The sequence below is a fragment of the Sporomusa rhizae genome (assembly GCF_041428845.1).
Classification (GTDB): Bacteria; Bacillota; Negativicutes; order Sporomusales; family Sporomusaceae; genus Sporomusa; species Sporomusa rhizae.
On record NZ_CP156925.1, the window covers coordinates 272285 to 291165 of the forward strand.

Sequence of the window (18881 nt, forward strand, 5' to 3'; positions counted from 1 at the left end):
TAAGGTGCTTATTGTTATTATCTTACTAACTTTTTTAACAGTGTTTGTACTCCTGTATTTAGCGTTACATGCACTTATACCTGTCAATGGCACGGTAGAAATGCGGTTAAAGGCATTGGATAGTTTAATGTCAGGCCGAACCGATATTGACGACGAGCTGGCAAAGCCTTTTGCTCAGCGTATTCTAAGCCCGTTAAAAGGCGATGTGGCTGTTTTGTTTGCTAAAATTACGCCGAAGGCGGTACGGGCTACTATCGAGCAAAAACTTCTAATGGCCGGGGGTCTTGGCAAGCTAACAAGTGACGAGTTTTTAAGTATAATGGGATTTCTGGCCGTGGCATTGCCGGTTATCGCCGGTGCCTTGAGTATTTTTGCCGGGATGCCCGGTAATAAAATCGTAGGCTTTACTCTCATGGCCTTTTTATTTAGCCAACTGTTGCCGATGCTCTTGTTAAATCATAAAATAGCTGCCCGTAAGAAGAGCATCCAGAAGGATTTAGCCGATGTGCTTGACCTGTTAACTGTTAGTGTTGAAGCTGGTCTTGGTTTTGACGGGGCGCTGGCCAAATTGGCCGAAAAGATGAAAGGGGCGCTAGTTGACGAGTTTAACCGGGTACTTCAGGAAATCCGGATGGGAGTACCGAGGCGCGATGCCCTTGTGGCTATGGGAACACGCTGTGATGTGCCTGATTTATCACTGTTTACTACTTCTTTGGTACAAGCCGATCAACTAGGCGTTAGTATTGGTAATGTACTTAGAGTGCAGTCAGCTTCGATGCGGGAAAAACGCCGTCAGCGGGCTGAGGAACGAGCCATGAAAGCGCCGATAAAAATGCTGCTGCCGCTGGTATTATTTATCTTTCCGTCGCTGTTTGTCGTGCTATTAGGGCCGGCTATTATCCAGATGTTTACGAATCTCTTAAAATAAAATCAACGCAGCGTGAGTGGCATTACGATGGGAGGATTCTTGGTGCGAGTCGTGAATCAAACCAAACAAGTAGTTATTGGTCACAGTATAAAAGTAGCGGATAATTTCTTTACCCGGTTGGTTGGCCTACTTGCTACTAAGCACCTCCGGTCGGGCGGGGGGCTTATGATTACTCCGTGTTCCAGTATTCATACTTTGGGTATGCGGTTTCCTATTGACGTGTTGTTTGTCGACGCTTCACATAACGTACTAAAAGTTGTTGAAGGAATCATGCCGGGACGATTGGCCGCTGCTGCTAAAGCCGCCTATGTGATAGAGCTGCCGCAGGGAACAGCTGCGGCTACTTCGACGCAAGCAGGTGATAAATTGCTGCTTGATGCTTGATGGGGAATAGGAGCAGATTATATATTTGGATTTTATCGTTTAGAATTTTTTACTCCCGGTTCGTCTAAGGGTATCCGTAAGGGCATATCTTTAGGCAAACAGAGGAGTTTTTTTTGTCCCAACAGATAGCATCACTTTTTTAACAGCATGATGGCTGCATCGATGTTAGCTGTCGCCAATGGTTTGGCTCAAACCGTGGTTTTTTTATCTATAGTGTTGAGTAAAATTGTTCGATAATTTTTGCAATTCTTTGCAGGATTCTATCAGTACGGGAATAGAATAGTTGTCTAGTATAAGAATCTATTAGATAGCAACTTTTCCTAGTATCTCGATGTTACAAACAAACATATATTTTCCGTAAGAAAAGCCGGATAGGATAAGTGTGCGCCGGTGACCTTGCCATAACAAGGGAGAGACAAACCATGCAAGAGACCATTGTGTTAACAAGCAAAATAACTATACCCACTCTGGGCGTGGATGTTGTGCCAAGGCCAGGTTTACGGGTCAAACTGGCGAAGATACCCCAATACTTTTTGACAGTAATGATAGCTGGCGCCGGCTACGGAAAAACCACGGCGCTCGTACAGTATTTGTCTGACCAGCCATTGCCTGTTGGCTGGTATAATCCCGGTCCGGAAGATGACAATGTATATATTTTTTCTGCCTATTTGGCGGGAGCCCTTAACTCTCTGCTCCCCGGTCTGAAAAAATGGTATTTCGATAAAACAGCGACAGAAGATAAGTTCGATTGGAAAACCGCTTTTTCTATATTGATGGCAGGTATTGAATTTTTCGGCGGAAGCAATGCCGCGGGAATCCTGGTCATTGATGACTGGCAGTATGTGCAGGCCGATGCCGAAATACGTTTGTTTTTTGATCGCTTTTTAGCTTGCTGTCCCTCCGGAATCCGCGTCGTAATTCTATCCAGGGAACCTATCGGCTTGCCGGAAGCTGAACGGCTGCGCGCCAAAGGCAGGGTCTTGGATTTTGTCGATAGCGACTTAACCTTCGCCTCTCGCGAGATAGAAAAGTTATTTCACACGATTAAAGATTTGCCGATAAGCAAAGCGCAAGTGCAAAAAATCTTGGAATGTACCGAAGGCTGGGTTATTGCTATTAAGCTGCTGGCAAATCAATGGCAGGGGAGGGCGGACTATTTTGCCGAACCGCTAAGTGTTGAGACCGGGGATTTAGGCGGACTTTTCGAGTATTTGGCCCACGATGTGCTGGAACGTCAGGCGCCTGAAGTACAGGAGTTCCTGCTGCAAACAGCGCTTGTCGAGTCCTTTACCTTATCCTATTGCAAAGAAATCTTGGGTTCGGAGCGTTCTCAGCAATGGTTAAATATAGTTATAAAGAAAGGTCTGTTTATTTACCGGATAGGCCAAGGTGTTTATCGCTACCATACATTATTTAGAGAGTTCCTATGCCGGGAAGCCGAAGTTAGACTCCCTGACCTGGCCGGTTTGTATAGTAAAATCGGTTATTATTATTGGAAACGGGAGAATGCCGACAGGGCCTTGCACTTTTTAATTCTCGGAGAGCAGTGGGAAACGGCTGAAACCATCTTGTGTGAAATTGGACGGCGCTGGGTTAGCAGCGGCCGCGACCGGCTGCTAACCAGTTATTTGGAGCAATTGCCTGCTACCTATAAACAACACCCGGAAATTTATCTGGCTTCGGGAGATGCGGCGCGGTTTGCGTGTTTGTACGAGCAGGCTATTGATTGGTATAAAAAAGCCGGCCAGCAATTTCAAAAGCAAAAGGATTTGTTTGGCTGGAGTCAGTCCTGCCGGGGGATTGGAGAAGCTTATCTGGATATTATTCAGCCCAGTCACGCCCAGAGTTATTTGCGGCAGGCCTATCAAATATTGCGACAGGGACCGCTGGAGGAAAAAGGTGTGTTACTTGGTCTTATGGCCGAGAATATGATCAATCAGGGAGATTCACGGCGGGCAGAGCGGTATTGCCGGTTGATGGCCGGTGTGGTACCCTACGGCGCTGAGGATAGAAATAATCTCCAAGTGCGTATTCTTCTGCGGACCGGGCGGTTAGGCGAGGTCATTGAGATATTAGAACGGAAATATAAAGAGGAACAAACGACATATCATGTGCCACGGTCTTTCCGGGAAAGCCCCTTGGTGTTGTCGCTTTGTTATACCTTCATCGGGCAGTCCGGCAGGGCCTTGGAACTAGCGCAAGCAGGCATTGAATCGGCCGAGAAGCTCAGGTCTCCGTTTGTTGCCGCTATTGGCTATGTGCGGCAAGGGCATGCTTTGCTGCTCAATTATCGGGAAAATCAGGAACAATGTCAAAAATCTTACCAAAAGGCGCTGAGTTTGGCCGAAGAACTGGGTATTATACGGGGGAAAACTGAAGTGCACCAAGGCCGGTGTTTAATGTACGCGCTTGACGGGAATTGGCAGGCCGCCAAGCGGGTGGGAACCGAGGGCATAGGCATCACGGAAAAAGTGCATGATGATTGGTTTACCGCTGTGTTATATCATACGTTAGGTATGGGGGCCGCATTATGTGGCCGCTATGAGGAGGCTAACGGTTATTCTGAAAAAGCCCTGCACTTATTCCAAAAGTGCCGGGATTGGTTTGGACAATCCGTGTGCTATTGGTGGCTTACCTATGAAGCCTACCATACACGCGACAACGTGGCTTTTGCGGCCTGTTACTCGCGGCTGCTGGAGTACTGCGAGCGCTATGATTATGGTTTTCTCCTGGAGAGGTCTTCTTTACTGGGCGACATCTCAGGGTTTTCTTCAGAACCATTTAGAAATTGGTTTGCAGAGTTAAACAGCAGGGAACCGGCTACCTCCGGCTATGCACCGGATAAGATACCTTTGGCTATTCAGGCTTTAGGACCGCTCAAAGTCAAGCGATATGGACAAGAAATATCACCCCCGGAATGGCGCCGGGCCGGTGCCAAACAACTATTAAATTTGTTGCTTACCTTAAGAACCTCGCCGGCAACCAAAGGCAAACTCATGCTGCATCTTTGGCCGGATGCGGATGAGGAAGCCGCCGCTCGCAACTTTAAGGTGGTTTTTAATCATTTGAGCAATGTTCTTGAACCGGAGCGCAAACCCAGAACGGCTTGCCGGTTTATTGTCCGTAAAGGTGCTGCCTACCAGTTGATTGTAAGCCCGGAATGCCAGGTTGATGTCGAACGGTTTGAAGCTTTATTGATTGAAGGGCGCAGCCTGCTAAACAGCCAAACAGAGCAGGCGAAAGGATTACTTCTCACAGCTATGGATTTGTATCGAGGGGAATATTTAGCCGGGGAGAATCTTGACGACATTTCGTTAAAGGAAAGGGAACGGCTGGAACTGCTGGCAGTGCAAGGCGCCGAGTTGCTGGCTTCCTTGTATATCGACCAGGCGGACTATGACCAGGCTATTGCCTGGTCAGAACGAATTTTGCAAATCGATGCTTGTTGGGAACGGGCTTATCAATTGAAGCTGATTTGCTATGGGGAACAAGCTAACCGAGTATTGCTGGCACGTACGTTTAAGCGATGTCTGGCCATGCTGGAAACAGAATTGGGCGTAGAACCATCGCTGCTGACAAAACAGATATATGAGAAATACCAATAAAAGGGCTGAATTGTTAAAAAACAATTCAGCCCTTTTATTATGTGCGCCCGGCATGGGCGCAATCTAACGGGTGAAAGTCCCGAGCGCGGGTAGATAGTGCCAAGCGCATAGCTCAAGACAAGGGTGTCCACCGCGAGGTGGAATCTGAAGGAAGTCGGCGGCAAATCTCTGGTCTGACGAACAGAAATCACATATAAGGCAGTGTAAACTGGGTAAGGTTGCATAACAAACCGAAGCCCGAAACTATCCGAAAGTTTGCGCTGTAAATGTGGCAGATAGATGGAGAGAAAGATTGCGTTCTTACCCGGGGAGATCTCACAGACATGTGAAGATAACTCAATCGAAGCATGGTTGAAATAAGATTTACTGTGAGAAGTCAGCAGAGGTCATAGTACCGAAGTTTTTTTCGAGAAGGACTGAACAATAATCGAGTTCTTGAGCAAAGGAAGGTGAAGTCATGTTAAGAGAGCAGAAAACCAGTAAAATGGGCTGCCCTTGCCAGGGTATGCTGGAAGCAGAGAGTAACAAGGGAGCGCGGAGCATGACGACACTGGAAGATGCAAAAGAGAACCGCGTAAATCTGTTAGAAGAAATACTAGACCGAAACAATCTCAATGCAGCATATGCCCAGGTACTGCGCAAGAAAGGTGCAGGCGGAGTGGATGGCATGCAGGTTGGAGATATGAAGCAGTGGCTGAAAGACAATAAAGAAGAGTTTCTTGAATCCCTGCGAACCGGAAGATACACCCCTCAACCCGTGAGAAGGGTAGAAATACCTAAGCCGGACGGAGGAACCCGAAAGCTAGGAATACCGACCGTACTAGACAGGTTAATACAACAAGCCATAACCCAAGTGTTAACGCCCATCTTTGAAAAGAAATTTTCAGAAAGAAGTTATGGTTTTCGAGTAGGCAGAAATGCGCATCAGGCGATAAAGCAAGCCGAAGCATACTATAGGGCAGGATACACGAAAGTAGTAGACATTGACCTGGCGCAGTACTTCGATACGGTAAATCATGACATGCTTATCAACATGCTCCGTGAAGAAATCAAGGATGAACGAGTCATCGTCTTAATCCGGAAATACCTGAAAAGTGGAGTCATGGAAGGCGGTATAGTCAGCCCCAGTACATCGGGAACCCCGCAGGGAGGAAACCTGTCACCACTGCTATCCAATATCTACCTGACGAAATTTGATCAACTGCTGGAGAAGCGCGGACATAAGTTCGTAAGATATGCAGATGACTGCAATATCTATGTCAGGACGGAACGTGCAGCCAAGCGGGTCATGGCGAGTTGTGTGAAATTCCTTGAGGGAACTTTGAAGTTACAAGTAAATCAGCGGAAAAGCCAAATCGGCAGTCCGCTGAGGGTGAAGTTTCTGGGCTTTGCATTGCATAAGGTAGCGGGACAAATCGGAATACGTCCGCATGGGAAAGTCTTGAAACGTTTCAAAGAGAAGATCAAGGAAATAACCAACCGAAGTCGTGGGTGGGCAATCCAAGACACACTGCAAGAACTGAGGAAATATACAACAGGCTGGTTGAACTACTTTTCCATTGCAAACATGAGCAATAACATGAAAGAAATGAACAAATGGATACGGCGCAGGCTGCGAATGTATCTATGGAAGCAATGGAAGAAAGTTCAGACTAAGTTTGTGAATCTACAAAAGCTGGGACTGGATAGGAATAGAGCTTGGCAGTATGCCAATACACGGTTAGGGTATTGGCGTGTTGCGGGAAGTGCTATTTTACAAAGGACACTAACAGACAAATACCTCGAATCTCTAGGCTATATGAACATAGCGAAGAAATACGAGGCATTTCATTTACGTTAAAATTATTGAACCGCCGTATACCGAACGGTACGTACGGTGGTGTGAGAGGTCGCTAAATAAATTAATTATTTAGCTCCTACTCGATTTGTAACCGTTTGGTAACTCACGAGTAACTGCTATTGGTTATCTTATTAGTGGAAATATTCAAACAGGGAGGAAGACAATGTTTACCACTATTAACGGAATTGACCTATATTATGAGGACGCTGGCCAGGGAACGGCGCTTGTGTTTATTCACGGCCTCGGAGAAAACGCAAGCTCTTGGCGTCACCAAGTTACTCATTTTAGCAAAGACCACCGGGTGATTGCCATGGACCTGCGTGGACACGGACAGAGCGGTACCAACGACGAGTTTATTACTATGGAACTTTTTGCGCGCGATGTGTTAGCTTTACTGGATTATTTAAAAATCGACCGTGCCGTTTTTGTCGGACATTCTATGGGCGGGCTAATCAGTCAGGAAATTGCCGCCCATTACCCGGAGCGCATGCTGGCGATGGTATTGAGCGACAGTGCCGGATATTATCCTCCGCCATTAGGTACTACCGGCTTGGAAACAAGGCTAAAAAACATTGATACTCTGACAATGGCTGAAATGGCCGAAATAATTGCCAATGGCGCTTGCCGCCCGGGGGCACCGGAAGAAGTCAAAACCGAGGTAAGGAATTTGTTTGCGGCTAATCGTAAAGACCCTTACCGGCAAGCTACCATTTCCACACTGAAAGCCGATTATCGGGAATATCACAGCAAAATGGTGCTGCCAACCTTATTGATGGTTGGGGAGTTTGACCAAACAACGCCGCTGGCTTATGCCGAGTTTTTGCAATCGGTACTCGCATCTTCAAAGCTTGCGATTATTCCTGAGGCGGCTCATATGACCAAACTGGAAAATCCGCAAGAGTATAACCACTTGGTTGCTGAATTTTTGCAGGGGGTAAAGTAGCATGGCCGAGCAAAAGAAAATATTTCATGGCTGGTGGATTGTACTGGTAGCCTTTTTATCAGTTGCCATTACCTACGGAACCAAAGGGGTTTTTGGAGTAGTGCAATTGCAAATGCTCGACGATTTGCACTGGACGCGGGCTTCCATCGCCGGCGCCATGTCGGCCAATATGCTGGTATATGCCGTAGCTGCTCCGTTTGTGGGCCGGTTTATGGACAAAATCGGTATTAGGACAGTACTTATTGCCGGCGCCTTGTTAACAGGAATATCATTCCTGCTGGTCACTACGGTAACGCAAACCTGGCAGTTCTATTTATACTATGGCGTGCTGCTCGGTTTGGCCAATACCGGGATGGGAATGATTCCGGGGCCTACGGCGGTAAACCGCTGGTTTGTTAAAAAGCGGGGTAGAGCCTTATCGATTGCTCTGGTCGCATCTCCCGGCGGGATGGCCGTTTTCACCTTCCTCGCCAAAGACTTACTTAAGACCATCGGCTGGCAGGGAATGTTTATGGTTATGGGGATTGCTTCGCTGGTTGTTGTCATTATCCCGGCCTATTTCCTGATGCGTTCGTCACCGGAAGAAATGGGGTTACTGCCGGACGGGGATTCACAGCCCGCGGCTGCTGTAAACACGGGTACCCCGGCCCCGGTTGCTGCTAATGAAATGGAATGGACGTTAACCAAACTGTTTACTTCCCCCATGGCTTGGTGCCTGTTTTTCGCTTATTTTATCATGGGCGGGAACGGTTGGGCGCAGCAAGTGCATCAGGTGCCGCATTTAATCAAAATGGGTTTGAGCAAAGATGCTGCTACCGTAGCTCTGGGGATGAACATGGTTTTGGCGGTGCTGTCCATGTTAATCTGGCCGACTATTTCCGACTTCATGAAACGTAGCACGGCGGTAGTCATTTCACTCTCGATTCAGGCTATCGGGACAGTACTGCTGCTCAATGCCACAGATATTACTATGACCTACGCTTTTGTGTTTATTATGGGTATTTCCCACTATGGCAGTTATGGGCTATTTTCTGCTTTTGCCGCCGATACCTTTGGCCGGAAGAGTCTGGGGACGGTGAGCGGCGCTATGGCCATGGTCGGGGCCGCCGGAGCGGCTATCGGCATTTATGCCGGCGGTGCTATTTATGATGCAACCGGCAGCTATCAGCTACTGTGGCAGTTGGCCATTGCCGGCTTACTGATCGGTGTGGCCGTAGTACTTATTTTAGGGCAAATGAAAAGCCGGCAGGAAGTAGCAGCCAAGCTTAATGCATAACGCGTTGGTACCTTGGTAACTAACGGCGGGAATGGATTTTGCGGAAGTAGGTGATTGATATGCCGTTTCTTAACTTGCCGGGCTGGGATATGTATTATGAGGAACACGGAAAGGGTCCCCGGAATATTGTCGCGATTCACGGCAATTTGGCTTCCACCCGCTGGTGGCGATATTTGTGGCCGTATGTCCAGCAAGAATACCGGGTGATCGCTATGGATCTGCGCGGCTGCGGTCAAAGCAGCCGCGTAAGTGAAGGGTATCAGATTTCTCAGTTTGCCAAGGACATAGATGTATTAGCCCAAGCCTTACAATTGGAACAGTTCCATTTGCTTGGACATTCCATGGGTGGGCAGATCGCTTTGGCTTATACGATTGCTTACCCGCATAAGGTGCAAACGCTTACCCTGCTGGACAGTATACCGGCCGGCGGCTTGGATTTGTCAGATGAAGGAAGGCAGGTCTTTGGCAAACTGCAACAGGACAAGGAGTTTTTACGGCAAGCCATTCTAAGCTGTGTTCCCTATGTAGAGAATCAGGATTTTGTTACCGAGCTCTGGGAAGATGCGTTTGGCTGCGCGCCGGAAATATACTTTCGCAATCCGGAGACCATGCACGAAACAGTATTACTTGGCGAAGCGGAGAAGCTTACCACTCCTACCTTGCTGTTGCATGGCCGCGAGGACAGTATAATTCCCGTTGCGGCCATGCAGGAGACTATCCGGGCGATGAGCCGGGCACGGGTTGCCTTTTTGGAAAACTGCGGCCATTCTCCGTTTATTGAAAAGCCGCATACGGCGGCCGGGATATACTTTCAGTTTTTGGAAGACCATAATTGTAAGGAAGGGAAGTGAATATTTTGTTGCAAGGTAAATTCATAGGGGCATTATTGGCTGCTGTATTGTGGCTGGCAACTCTGGTACAACCGGTACAGGCCGCCTCGACCTTTATTACCGGTGCGCACTCTGTCAATGTTATAAATTATGATGACCTAACGACAAATAATCCGGCCATTGGCAGTTTGTCGGAAGCACGCCGGGCAGCTTTGGGGGAAAGCAACTGGGCTTCCGGTAAGCCGCAGCGGCCTGACTGGTATACTCCCAAAGGTAAAGTGCCCGGTATGGAGATTAGCGGGTATTTTGAGGACTGCTATTTTGTCATCCGGGTGCCGGAAAAGTGGAATGGGCGATTGGTTGTCGTTGGTGCTCCCGGTTTTGGTGATGCCCGCTCGACAGATGCATTAATAAGTGATTATGTGTTAACAAAGCTTGACGGTGATGGCGCAAGCTATGCCTACGCTGTCTGTGACAAAGGAACGACAGGCGAACAAATCCCGGCTCCTGATGGAAAAATATATCCCTGGGCCAAAGCCATGACAGCCTTAAGCAGTGAGCAGGACTCGCTGGCTGAATGGAATATCCGGTTCCACCAACTGACAGTGGCCGCCAAAGATGTCCTTAAACGCTTACGCGGTAAAACACCGGAGTACACCTATTTATGGGGTTACTCCAACGGCGGGTATGTTACACGCTATGCGTTAGAACATAACCCTGAGCTGTATGACGGAATGGTCGACTGGGAAGGTGTGCTCTGGCGGGGGCATGAGGAAAATTTAATCTCCAGCCTGACTACCGCTGTGAATGCCTGGCAGGTACTAAAGGATGCTGGGGCGGAGCCTGAGGCAAAAAAACGGGCAGTGCAGTCGCTTAATGCCATGGGCCTGCCTCAAGAATCCGAATTTTTGTGGCCCTTGCATGGTTCTTCGTATTGGCTGCCTACTTTGAATCTGCACCGCGCTAAATATGATCCGGAGTTTAAAAAACGGGACTGGTGGGAGTTCTTGTCTCATCCGGAAGATTACCAGCAGTATAACTGGTTTGCCCGCCCGGAGGCCATTAAGCGGATAACTGCATTGGAAAACACGGGTAAGGTACATAAGCCGGTTATCACTATTCATGGCACATGGGATTCCCTGCTGTTCCCCAATGTGCATGCAAAAGCCTATGAACGTCTTGTACAACAAAATGGCAAGGGGAATATGTACCGGCTGTACATGGTTGAGCAAGGTAACCATTTTGACGGACTTGTTAATCATCCTGGCGTAGATAAGGGGCATAAGCTACAATCGCTCATGCCGTATGTACATCAATCCTTTGATGCACTAGTAGAGTGGGTAGAACACGGAACTCCGGCTCCGGCCAGTATGACAATTGGTGTGCCACGGTCAGCCGATAAGGCCATTGATATCTGGACAGGCAATGAGATCGACAAGTACTGATGAGAGGACGAAAGCCGGTGAAAGGATTGCATTATATTCGCGCCGGAGCAGGCGCTAAGAAAATACTATTTGTTCACGGCAACTTGGCTTCGGCCAATTGGTGGGCCCCAATCATGGAGCTGTTACAGGCGCAATTCGATATGGTTGCGGTCGACCTGCGAGGGTTTGGGAAATCGCAGGCTTCCCCCGCGCAAGTATCCCTGCAGGATCATGCTCAAGATATTGCCAACTTGGTTAAAGATCTGGATTTTACTGACTTTACTATTGTCGGACACTCATTAGGCGGCGCGGTAGCCATGCAAATGGGAGCTTCTTTTCCAGAATTATTATCCGCGATGGTTTTGGTCGATTCTGCCCCGCTAACCGGTATGAAAGACATCAATTATGCGCTGCTGGAGCAGCTATTACAGAATGATACGATTCTGACAGCTTCTCTGCAGGGTACGATGGCTATGCCTGTACCGCAAGCCGTACTGGAGGTCCTCCAGGCCGATTGCTTGCAGGCCAAGGCTGCGTTAATCCCTAATACGCGTGCGTTGGATGGGATAGATTTCAGCAGGGCTGCCCGAAGCTTTCTAAAGCCGGTACTGGTGGTACATGGGGAAAACGACGTCATTGTAACGGTGAATGAAGCCCATAATACGGCAGCGGTTTACCCGAACAGCCGGATAGAAGTATTGCCGGGAGTGGGGCATAACCCGCAGATAGAAAATCCTCCTCTGTTCGCCCGGTTATTGGCGGAATTTTTGACCTGTCCAAAAGTATAACTTAGCGTTCACGATAGCAGCGGTTTTTGCCGGCGTAAGCCGGGATGGACAAGCGGGTATAAAAGGGAGGCAATGTGTATGCGACGGGCTAGAATTATTGGTCTAGGCCAATGGGTTCCTCCTAAGCTGGTTACTAATGAAGAGTTGGCCAACATTATGGGTAAACCTATCCCTGACAGTATCGAAAACAAATTAGGTATAAAACAACGGTATTGGACAGGGGAAGAATACTCCAGTGCTGATCTGGGGTTTCACGCCGCCAGAGAAGCGTTGCTGGATGCCGGACTGACCCCGGAAGACATTGATTTGATTGTGGTGGCGACAGATACTCCTGAGTATGTGAGTCCGGCTACCTCCAGTGTAATCCAAGGGCGATTAGGGGCGAAGAACGCGGGAACTTTTGACCTGAATGCTTCCTGCGCCGGATTTGTAGCGGCGCTGGACATGGCTTCCCGCATGATAGGATATGACCAAACCTATACCAATGTATTAGTCATTGGGGTCTATAACATGACCAAGTTTGCCGATATGACCAACGAACGGGTAGCGCCCATTTTTGCCGATGGGGGCGGAGCTGCCGTCCTTCAGGGACAAGAGGGTGAAGCCGGATACCAAAGCGGCTATTTATATGCAGACGGTACGCAGTATGATTTTTTGGGAATCTATTATGGCGGTACCAAGCATCCGGTGACCGTAGAGGCGGTTGAAGAGAAGAAGCATCTGCTGACTTTTCTGAAGCCGCTGCCGCCTGATCGCAATATCCAGCTATGGCCGGAGTGCATACCCAAGGCACTCGCAAAAGTCGGACTGACAATACAAGATATTGATCATGTGGTCTTTACGCAAATTAACCGCTGGGTAATTGAAGAGGTCATGGTCAAGCTGGCGCTGCCTTGGGAGAAAACTACCTGTGTAATGGATCAATTCGGGTATACCGGTTCGGCGTGTATACCGATGGCTTTGCTGAAAGCCGAAAGAGAGGGACGGATAAAACAGGGTGATGTTGTTGTCATGGTCGGGTCAGGGGTTGGTCTTGCTGTAGCGACAACGGTGTTTAAGTGGTAATAGAGTAGTTACGAAAAGGGGAGAAGAGTAAATGAAAAAAACTAAAAAAATGACCAGAAGATTGATTGCTGCTTTAACGCTAACTATGGCAACTGCCATGACCGTTCCGGCCTTTGCGGCCCCGGGAGAAACCTTTGCCGATGTACCGGCCAAGCATTGGTCATATAGCGCTGTCAAGCAACTGGCCGAGGAAGGTATAATCTCAGGTGACGCCAACCGGTTTAACGGCGACAAGGCAATTACCCGCTACGAAATGGCCGTGCTTGTCGCCAACGCTATGACTAAGCTGGAAAAGGCGGATGCTAAGCAAAAGGCTATTATTGATAAACTGGCCGTCGAATATGACAAAGATTTGCAGCAAATTGGCGCCCGGCTTGCTAAAGTCGAAGCCCAAGCCGCCCGGGCCGAGGCTAAAGCCAAGGTTAACTTTTTCTTTGATAACCGTATTGAGTATACGCACAACAGCTTGAATCCTGACAGCAATCACGGGGCCTGGATTACTAATGGAAAAGTTAAAGATCAGGATCAGTTTATGGAACGAATCCGGATATATATGAATGCACCGGTTGGTGACAAGTGGGAGTGGAATTCTCGTCTCGTGCAAGCCAAATGGAATTTTGATTCGACTACCAGTGAGACAACCCGCTTTGACCGTTTCTGGCTGACAGGCAAAGATATTTTCGGCGGCAAACTGGAATTGGGCAAAATGCAGCTTTATCCCGGGAAAGGCTCCTTCTTTGGCAATACCGGCGATACGGAAGGTGCTTACTATACCACGAAGTTGGGAAATAAACTAACGGTAAAAGTCGGGAGCGCGCGCAGTTCTTATTTAACGGCGACAGGACAAGCCATTAACTTTGGCGAAGTTACCTATAGGCCCAATGACAAAATGGATATCGGTGCCTATGTTCTAAAGCAAAACTATGACAATAATGTCAAAGACTTGGAACTTCAGGTTATAAACGGAGCTGCCCAGATTGCCCCCGGCTTGGCGCTTTCTTTTGAATATGCTAAGAATAATGCCAATGATTTCACTGCTGGCGGCCGGCATTATCAGGGAAAACAGGACGGTTACTTTATTGGCTTGCAGTCAAAGTATGCCGCAACGAACTATATGCCGGCATTATATACCAATATGGTCAATCCGTTTAAACAAGGTGACAGTGGTTGGGGAATTTCCTACCGTCATATGCCGAGCGGAGTTGCCGGCGCTTATAATCGAGGGGCCTTCAGCTGGATTCCTTTGACCACAGACAAAGCCGGAGCATGGCAGAATACGTTTGACGGTATCAACGCATGGCGGGTAGATTATGTATATGTTCCCTGGAAAAACGTTCAATGGACATTAACTTATGATCGCATTAGGCCGATTTCCGGTGGTGAAAACAATAACAGTATTCAATCTACCTTAAACTTCTTCTTCTAATCAACAAAGACTGAGGCTATTATTATTATATAGCCTCAGTCTATAGAGTTGTCTAGGTGGTTAAATACGAAGCAAAGGTACGAGATAAAAAGCGGAGGTGCATTTCATGTATGATCGTTTAAAACACACGATTGATACCCTGCGAATTATTGATGACCATGGACACCCGGGATTTGCCATGTATTTTTCCGGGTTGCCCGAGGAGCGGAGAATTCCGTTTGCAACCGATACGTTTAAAACTCCGGAGGAAAGCTGTGGTGGCTTCCCTTTTTTGCGGGATTTGCACTATGAGGCGTATGCCCAGTTTTACGGCTTTACGGCAAGTGAACTACAAGATCCGGAAAAGCGGGAACAGCTGGTAGCAACTTACGAAGAGAAGCGGCTGGCGATCGCTGATTGGATTGACAAGCTTATGGACCAGGCCGGAGTGGAACTGCTTATGGCCAATATTGCCCTGCCCAAGGAACTTGCCAACAAACCAAATATACGATTTGTTCCGGCTGTTGACCCGCTGGTATTTCCTTTCGATAATACCTACATGAAGAAACGTCCTTTGAGCAAGTATTTTATCGGCTACTTTGAGTATGAGTTGGAGCAGCTTAAGACCAAATACCAGTATCAAGAAGAGGATTTTGCCGGGTATTTGCGTTTTGTGGATAAGGTGTTGGGCGGCTATGTGCAAGATAACTCACCCGCATTCAAATTTGTCATGGCATATGCCCGGACTACCTATTTTGAAAACGTTGCCATTGACGAAGGGCCTGCTCTTTATTTGGCGGCTAGAAACGGGGGTGAAGAGGCCTATACCAAGCTGCAGGATATGCTTGTCTGGTATATCATGCGAAAAATTGTTCGTTATGATATGGCGGTACAGTTTCACTTTGCTATAACCGATAACTATGTGAACTATTTTGATCCTCTTAATTTAGCTAACATGCTGGCAGACGAAGAACTGAAAAATGCCAAGATTGTTATCCTGCATGGCGGGTATCCCCGTTACGGCAGTGCCGAAGTATTGGCATTGGGAGGGTTGACTCCCAATAATGTGTGTATAGATATTTCGGGACGGATTATGTTTGCCAATCATCCGAAAATTATTGCCAAGATGCTGCGGGACTGGCTGGAAAAGCCTGTATTATGGGACAAAATCATTTACGGTTCCGACGTATTATGGGGCGAGCGGTACATTTATACCTGCGCAAAAACCGGCCGGGCCGCTGTCTATATGGCGCTTAGCGGCATGATTGATGACGATATCATCGACGAGGATACGGCTATTGCGATTGCCCGGAAGATTCTTCGCGAAAACGCTTTGCGAATATATAAAATTTAATTACGGTATCGGCGCGCGTTGGCAAAATGTGCGCCTTTTTCTTACTCAAAAGTAGGATATGTGTAAAAGCGCATATCCTACTTTCTTTCATTGATTCCTTTAAAGGCTATTTTTGTCTCATATATTAGATAAAACATACAATATATTGCACTCAAAGAGGGTGAACGTTGTGAATAGCGTCAATTGTTTGTGTTTATAATGACCGTTATAATTAGGATGAATAAACGGCAGAATGGTATAAAAACCGAAAGGGTAGGGCGGTGATTCGGGAAAATCGGCGGTTCTAGAGGAAGAAAATACTAAGGAGGATATTATGGGAAGTAGTGCAGCATTATTGTTAGTGTTATTTGCAGCGATTGGCTTAATTGTTTTTCTGATTATGAAAGTTCGGCTTCACGCATTTTTAGCACTTATCGTTTCTTGTATGTTTGTTGGTTTTGCTACCGGGATGCCTCTGGCCAAAATTGGTGCGTCAATTGAAGCAGGGATGGCAAGTACACTGGGCTTTTTGGCTACCATCTTGGGTCTGGGTACTATTCTTGGTAAGATGCTGGAGGTATCGGGTGGCGCTGAACGCCTGGCCCGTACCATGATTGAGGCTCTTGGACAAAGAAATGCTCAATGGGCCATGATGATTGTGGGCTTTGTTGCCGGTATTCCGGTATTTTTCCAGGTAGGCTTTGTACTTTTGATTCCGCTTGTGTTTAGTGTAGCTCTGGAAACCGGTTTATCTTTGGTAGCCATCGGTGTTCCCTTGGCCGTAACACTTATGACTGTGCATTGTATTGTTCCACCCCATCCGGCCGCAATGGCTATTGCATTGTCGCTTAAGGCGGATGTGGGTAAGGTTATTATGTATGGTTTACTAGTAGGGTTTCCGGCGGCTGCTTTGGCTGGCCCGGTCTTTATTAATCTTTTCGGTGGCAAAGTGGATATTAAACCTCCGGCTCATTTGGCGAAAAGCGAGCGGACACTTGACGCTAAGCTGCCGCCGTTTGGTATTACCTTGCTTACTATTTTACTACCGCTCTTAATTATGGTGTCAAAAACGATTATTGAGCTTAATGTTCCTAAGGATGCGACCATTATGCCGCTGGTGAATTTTGTAGGCAACCCAATTACCGCACTGCTCATTTCGGTATTTGTTGCCTACTATACACTTGGTTTTGCCCGCGGTTTTACTATGAATCAATTAACAGCCTTTACTGAACAATGTTTTGGACCTGTTGCCGGTATTTTGTTGGTTATCGGCGGCGGCGGTGCCTTCAACAAGGTTCTTATTGACAGTGGCTTGGGCAATGAGATTGCCAAAGTATTGACAAGTATGCATATGAGTCCGTTAATTATGGCCTGGATTGTCGCAATTATTATGCGGTTTTCTGTTGGCTCGGCAACGGTTGCCATGATGACTGCTGCCGGTATTATTACTCCCGTGCTTCAGGCATACCCTGGCATAGATCCCGCCTATATTGCCGTAGCAATTGGCGCTGGTGCGATTGGTTTTTCCCATGTAAATGATTCTGGCTTCTGGATTGTTAAAGAATATTTCGGAATGTCATTGCCGCATATGTTCAGGACGTATACGTTGGCTACGACAGTAGCTGCTGTACTGGGGCTAGCTGGAATTATGCTGATTGCCCAAGTAGTAGGTTAATATCTAAACAGAAAAATAAAAGAGGGAGTATCTCGGGTAATGGAGATGACTTCCTCTTTTAAAATCCTGGTAAATTTACTATATCCTAAGAAAGTACAACTATTTCTAAAATAGGATATGTGCAAAAGCGAGTTTCTTTGCTGACCAAGGCTCGGCGGATCTGTGTTTTCTTTAGCTTAATCATCAAAAATTATTTTACAGAGTATGGCGTGATTTAAGTAGCGGCAAGGGTCAAGTCCTGTGGCTTCTCTGAGCTTTTCAAGGCGGAATAACAGGGTATTGCGATGAACATACAGTGCTTTTGCGGTGCTGCTAATGTTTAAATGGTTATTTAGAAGACAAACAACGGTGTTTTTCATGTCATATTTCCGGGAGAAACCATTTTCCAGCTTGGTTTTAGTTTCATTAAGGGGTTGGCAGGACGGTGTATTACGGATTTTACCAATAAGATAAGCTGTTAAAATATCAAAATCATAGATAGCGGCTATTGCCGAGCCCTTACTGCAAGCAAGCGAAAATAGAGCTTCCTGGTATGACTGATTTAGGTCGGTATAGGCTTGGGCCAGACTGCCAAGTCCCACTTGCAGCGGTGTTTGGCTGCTGGCAATATAAAGCAGATGATGAAGGTCGGCAGCCCATTCTCTTTGGATTATTTCAGTAGTGCCGGCAGGAAAGTGCTTTAAGATCACTAATTTATTTTCAAGAAAGACTACAAGGTCTTGCGCTGTTATGGACGGCGAATCGGAAATTAGCTGGAGCAGGTTTTCTTTGGTTCTAATCGAAACAAGGTCACTCGGGCCATAATTATGAAAGGCTTGCTCTAAAAGAGGTTTGACATCTGCCGCTAATACTACGCGCGCCAATTCAAGCTGATATTGCAGCAGTTTTGCGGTTTTAAACAATTTATCATAGTTGCCGGCTGCTTGGTCAGATAATAGCAATGCCGCAAAATGCTCCTGCAATTGTGACTGCGAGCGAAATTCTTCGCGTAGTAGTTCGCGTTCTAATATTAACTCGGTAACCATTTTAACCATTTTAGCTGTGTTTCTGACAATCTGAGGGTCGCCAGATATTCCGACAACACCCACAACCTGTTGGTTTAAGGTTATTGGCATATTGAGGCCGGGAAGCGCGCCAGGGTAAAGAGCAAGTTCGTCCTGACTAATTTCGACAACTTGGCCGCTGGCGATGACGTCTTCGGCTCCTTTGTGAAACGTATTCAGCCGGTGTTTATGACCGGAGCCGATAATAAATCCTTGACTGTTCATGATGTTGATGTTTTGTTGGGCGATAGGCATAATGTTATCTACGATTTGTTGCGCTAAATCGCTGGTAAGAAGCATGATTTTTTACCTCATAAGAGAAATGGCCAAATGGCTATATAT

Annotated in this window: 14 protein-coding genes; 13 read left to right on the plus strand and 1 reads right to left on the minus strand. The window is 47.2% G+C overall.

The features are described 5' to 3' along the window. Positions 1 to 4: 4 nt before the first annotated feature. The 13 genes from SRRS_RS01130 (at position 5) to SRRS_RS01190 (ending at position 17496) form a co-directional block, all read left to right on the plus strand. Complete coding sequence (locus tag SRRS_RS01130; protein ID WP_371365460.1) at positions 5 to 928, plus strand: type II secretion system F family protein; 924 nt, start codon at positions 5 to 7, stop codon at positions 926 to 928. Between the two features lie 42 nt (positions 929 to 970). Continuing rightward, positions 971 to 1312, plus strand: coding sequence for a DUF192 domain-containing protein (locus tag SRRS_RS01135; protein ID WP_371365462.1), 342 nt, complete (start codon positions 971 to 973; stop codon positions 1310 to 1312). A 422-nt stretch (positions 1313 to 1734) separates the two neighbouring features. Beyond that, complete coding sequence (locus SRRS_RS01140; protein WP_371365464.1) at positions 1735 to 4917, plus strand: BTAD domain-containing putative transcriptional regulator; 3183 nt, start codon at positions 1735 to 1737, stop codon at positions 4915 to 4917. Positions 4918 to 5374: 457 nt separating this feature from the next. Continuing rightward, positions 5375 to 6757 carry a group II intron reverse transcriptase/maturase gene (gene ltrA, locus SRRS_RS01145; RefSeq protein ID WP_371361643.1) on the plus strand — a complete coding sequence of 461 codons (1383 nt, stop codon included), beginning with the start codon at positions 5375 to 5377 and terminating at the stop codon, positions 6755 to 6757. Between the two features lie 163 nt (positions 6758 to 6920). Continuing rightward, the gene (locus SRRS_RS01150; protein ID WP_371365466.1) at positions 6921 to 7700 is read left to right on the plus strand and encodes an alpha/beta fold hydrolase; all 780 of its coding nucleotides are present in this window, start codon (positions 6921 to 6923) and stop codon (positions 7698 to 7700) included. A 1-nt stretch (position 7701) separates the two neighbouring features. Then, on the plus strand, positions 7702 to 8976 hold the full coding sequence (locus SRRS_RS01155) for an MFS transporter (RefSeq protein ID WP_371365468.1): 1275 nt from the start codon (positions 7702 to 7704) through the stop codon (positions 8974 to 8976). Between the two features lie 59 nt (positions 8977 to 9035). After that, complete coding sequence (locus tag SRRS_RS01160; RefSeq protein WP_371365470.1) at positions 9036 to 9827, plus strand: alpha/beta fold hydrolase; 792 nt, start codon at positions 9036 to 9038, stop codon at positions 9825 to 9827. Beyond that, complete coding sequence (locus tag SRRS_RS01165) at positions 9824 to 11251, plus strand: tannase/feruloyl esterase family alpha/beta hydrolase (RefSeq protein ID WP_371365472.1); 1428 nt, start codon at positions 9824 to 9826, stop codon at positions 11249 to 11251. Before SRRS_RS01160 ends, SRRS_RS01165 begins: the two co-directional genes overlap by 4 nt. Positions 11252 to 11268: 17 nt before the next feature. Then, positions 11269 to 12018: an alpha/beta fold hydrolase gene (locus tag SRRS_RS01170; protein WP_371365474.1), complete on the plus strand. Its 750-nt coding sequence runs from the start codon at positions 11269 to 11271 to the stop codon at positions 12016 to 12018. A gap of 78 nt (positions 12019 to 12096) precedes the next feature. Continuing rightward, positions 12097 to 13083, plus strand: coding sequence for a 3-oxoacyl-ACP synthase III family protein (locus SRRS_RS01175; protein ID WP_371365476.1), 987 nt, complete (start codon positions 12097 to 12099; stop codon positions 13081 to 13083). A gap of 31 nt (positions 13084 to 13114) precedes the next feature. Beyond that, positions 13115 to 14509: an S-layer homology domain-containing protein gene (locus SRRS_RS01180; RefSeq protein ID WP_371365478.1), complete on the plus strand. Its 1395-nt coding sequence runs from the start codon at positions 13115 to 13117 to the stop codon at positions 14507 to 14509. 106 nt (positions 14510 to 14615) lie between these two features. After that, on the plus strand, positions 14616 to 15842 hold the full coding sequence (locus SRRS_RS01185) for an amidohydrolase family protein (RefSeq protein WP_371365480.1): 1227 nt from the start codon (positions 14616 to 14618) through the stop codon (positions 15840 to 15842). 313 nt (positions 15843 to 16155) lie between these two features. Next, positions 16156 to 17496, plus strand: coding sequence for a gluconate:H+ symporter (locus SRRS_RS01190; RefSeq protein ID WP_371365482.1), 1341 nt, complete (start codon positions 16156 to 16158; stop codon positions 17494 to 17496). Positions 17497 to 17672: 176 nt separating this feature from the next. On the opposite strand, the gene SRRS_RS01195 is transcribed toward SRRS_RS01190, so the two are convergent. Next, positions 17673 to 18839 carry a CdaR family transcriptional regulator gene (locus SRRS_RS01195; protein ID WP_371365484.1) on the minus strand — a complete coding sequence of 389 codons (1167 nt, stop codon included), beginning with the start codon at positions 18837 to 18839 and terminating at the stop codon, positions 17673 to 17675. Positions 18840 to 18881: the final 42 nt, after the last annotated feature.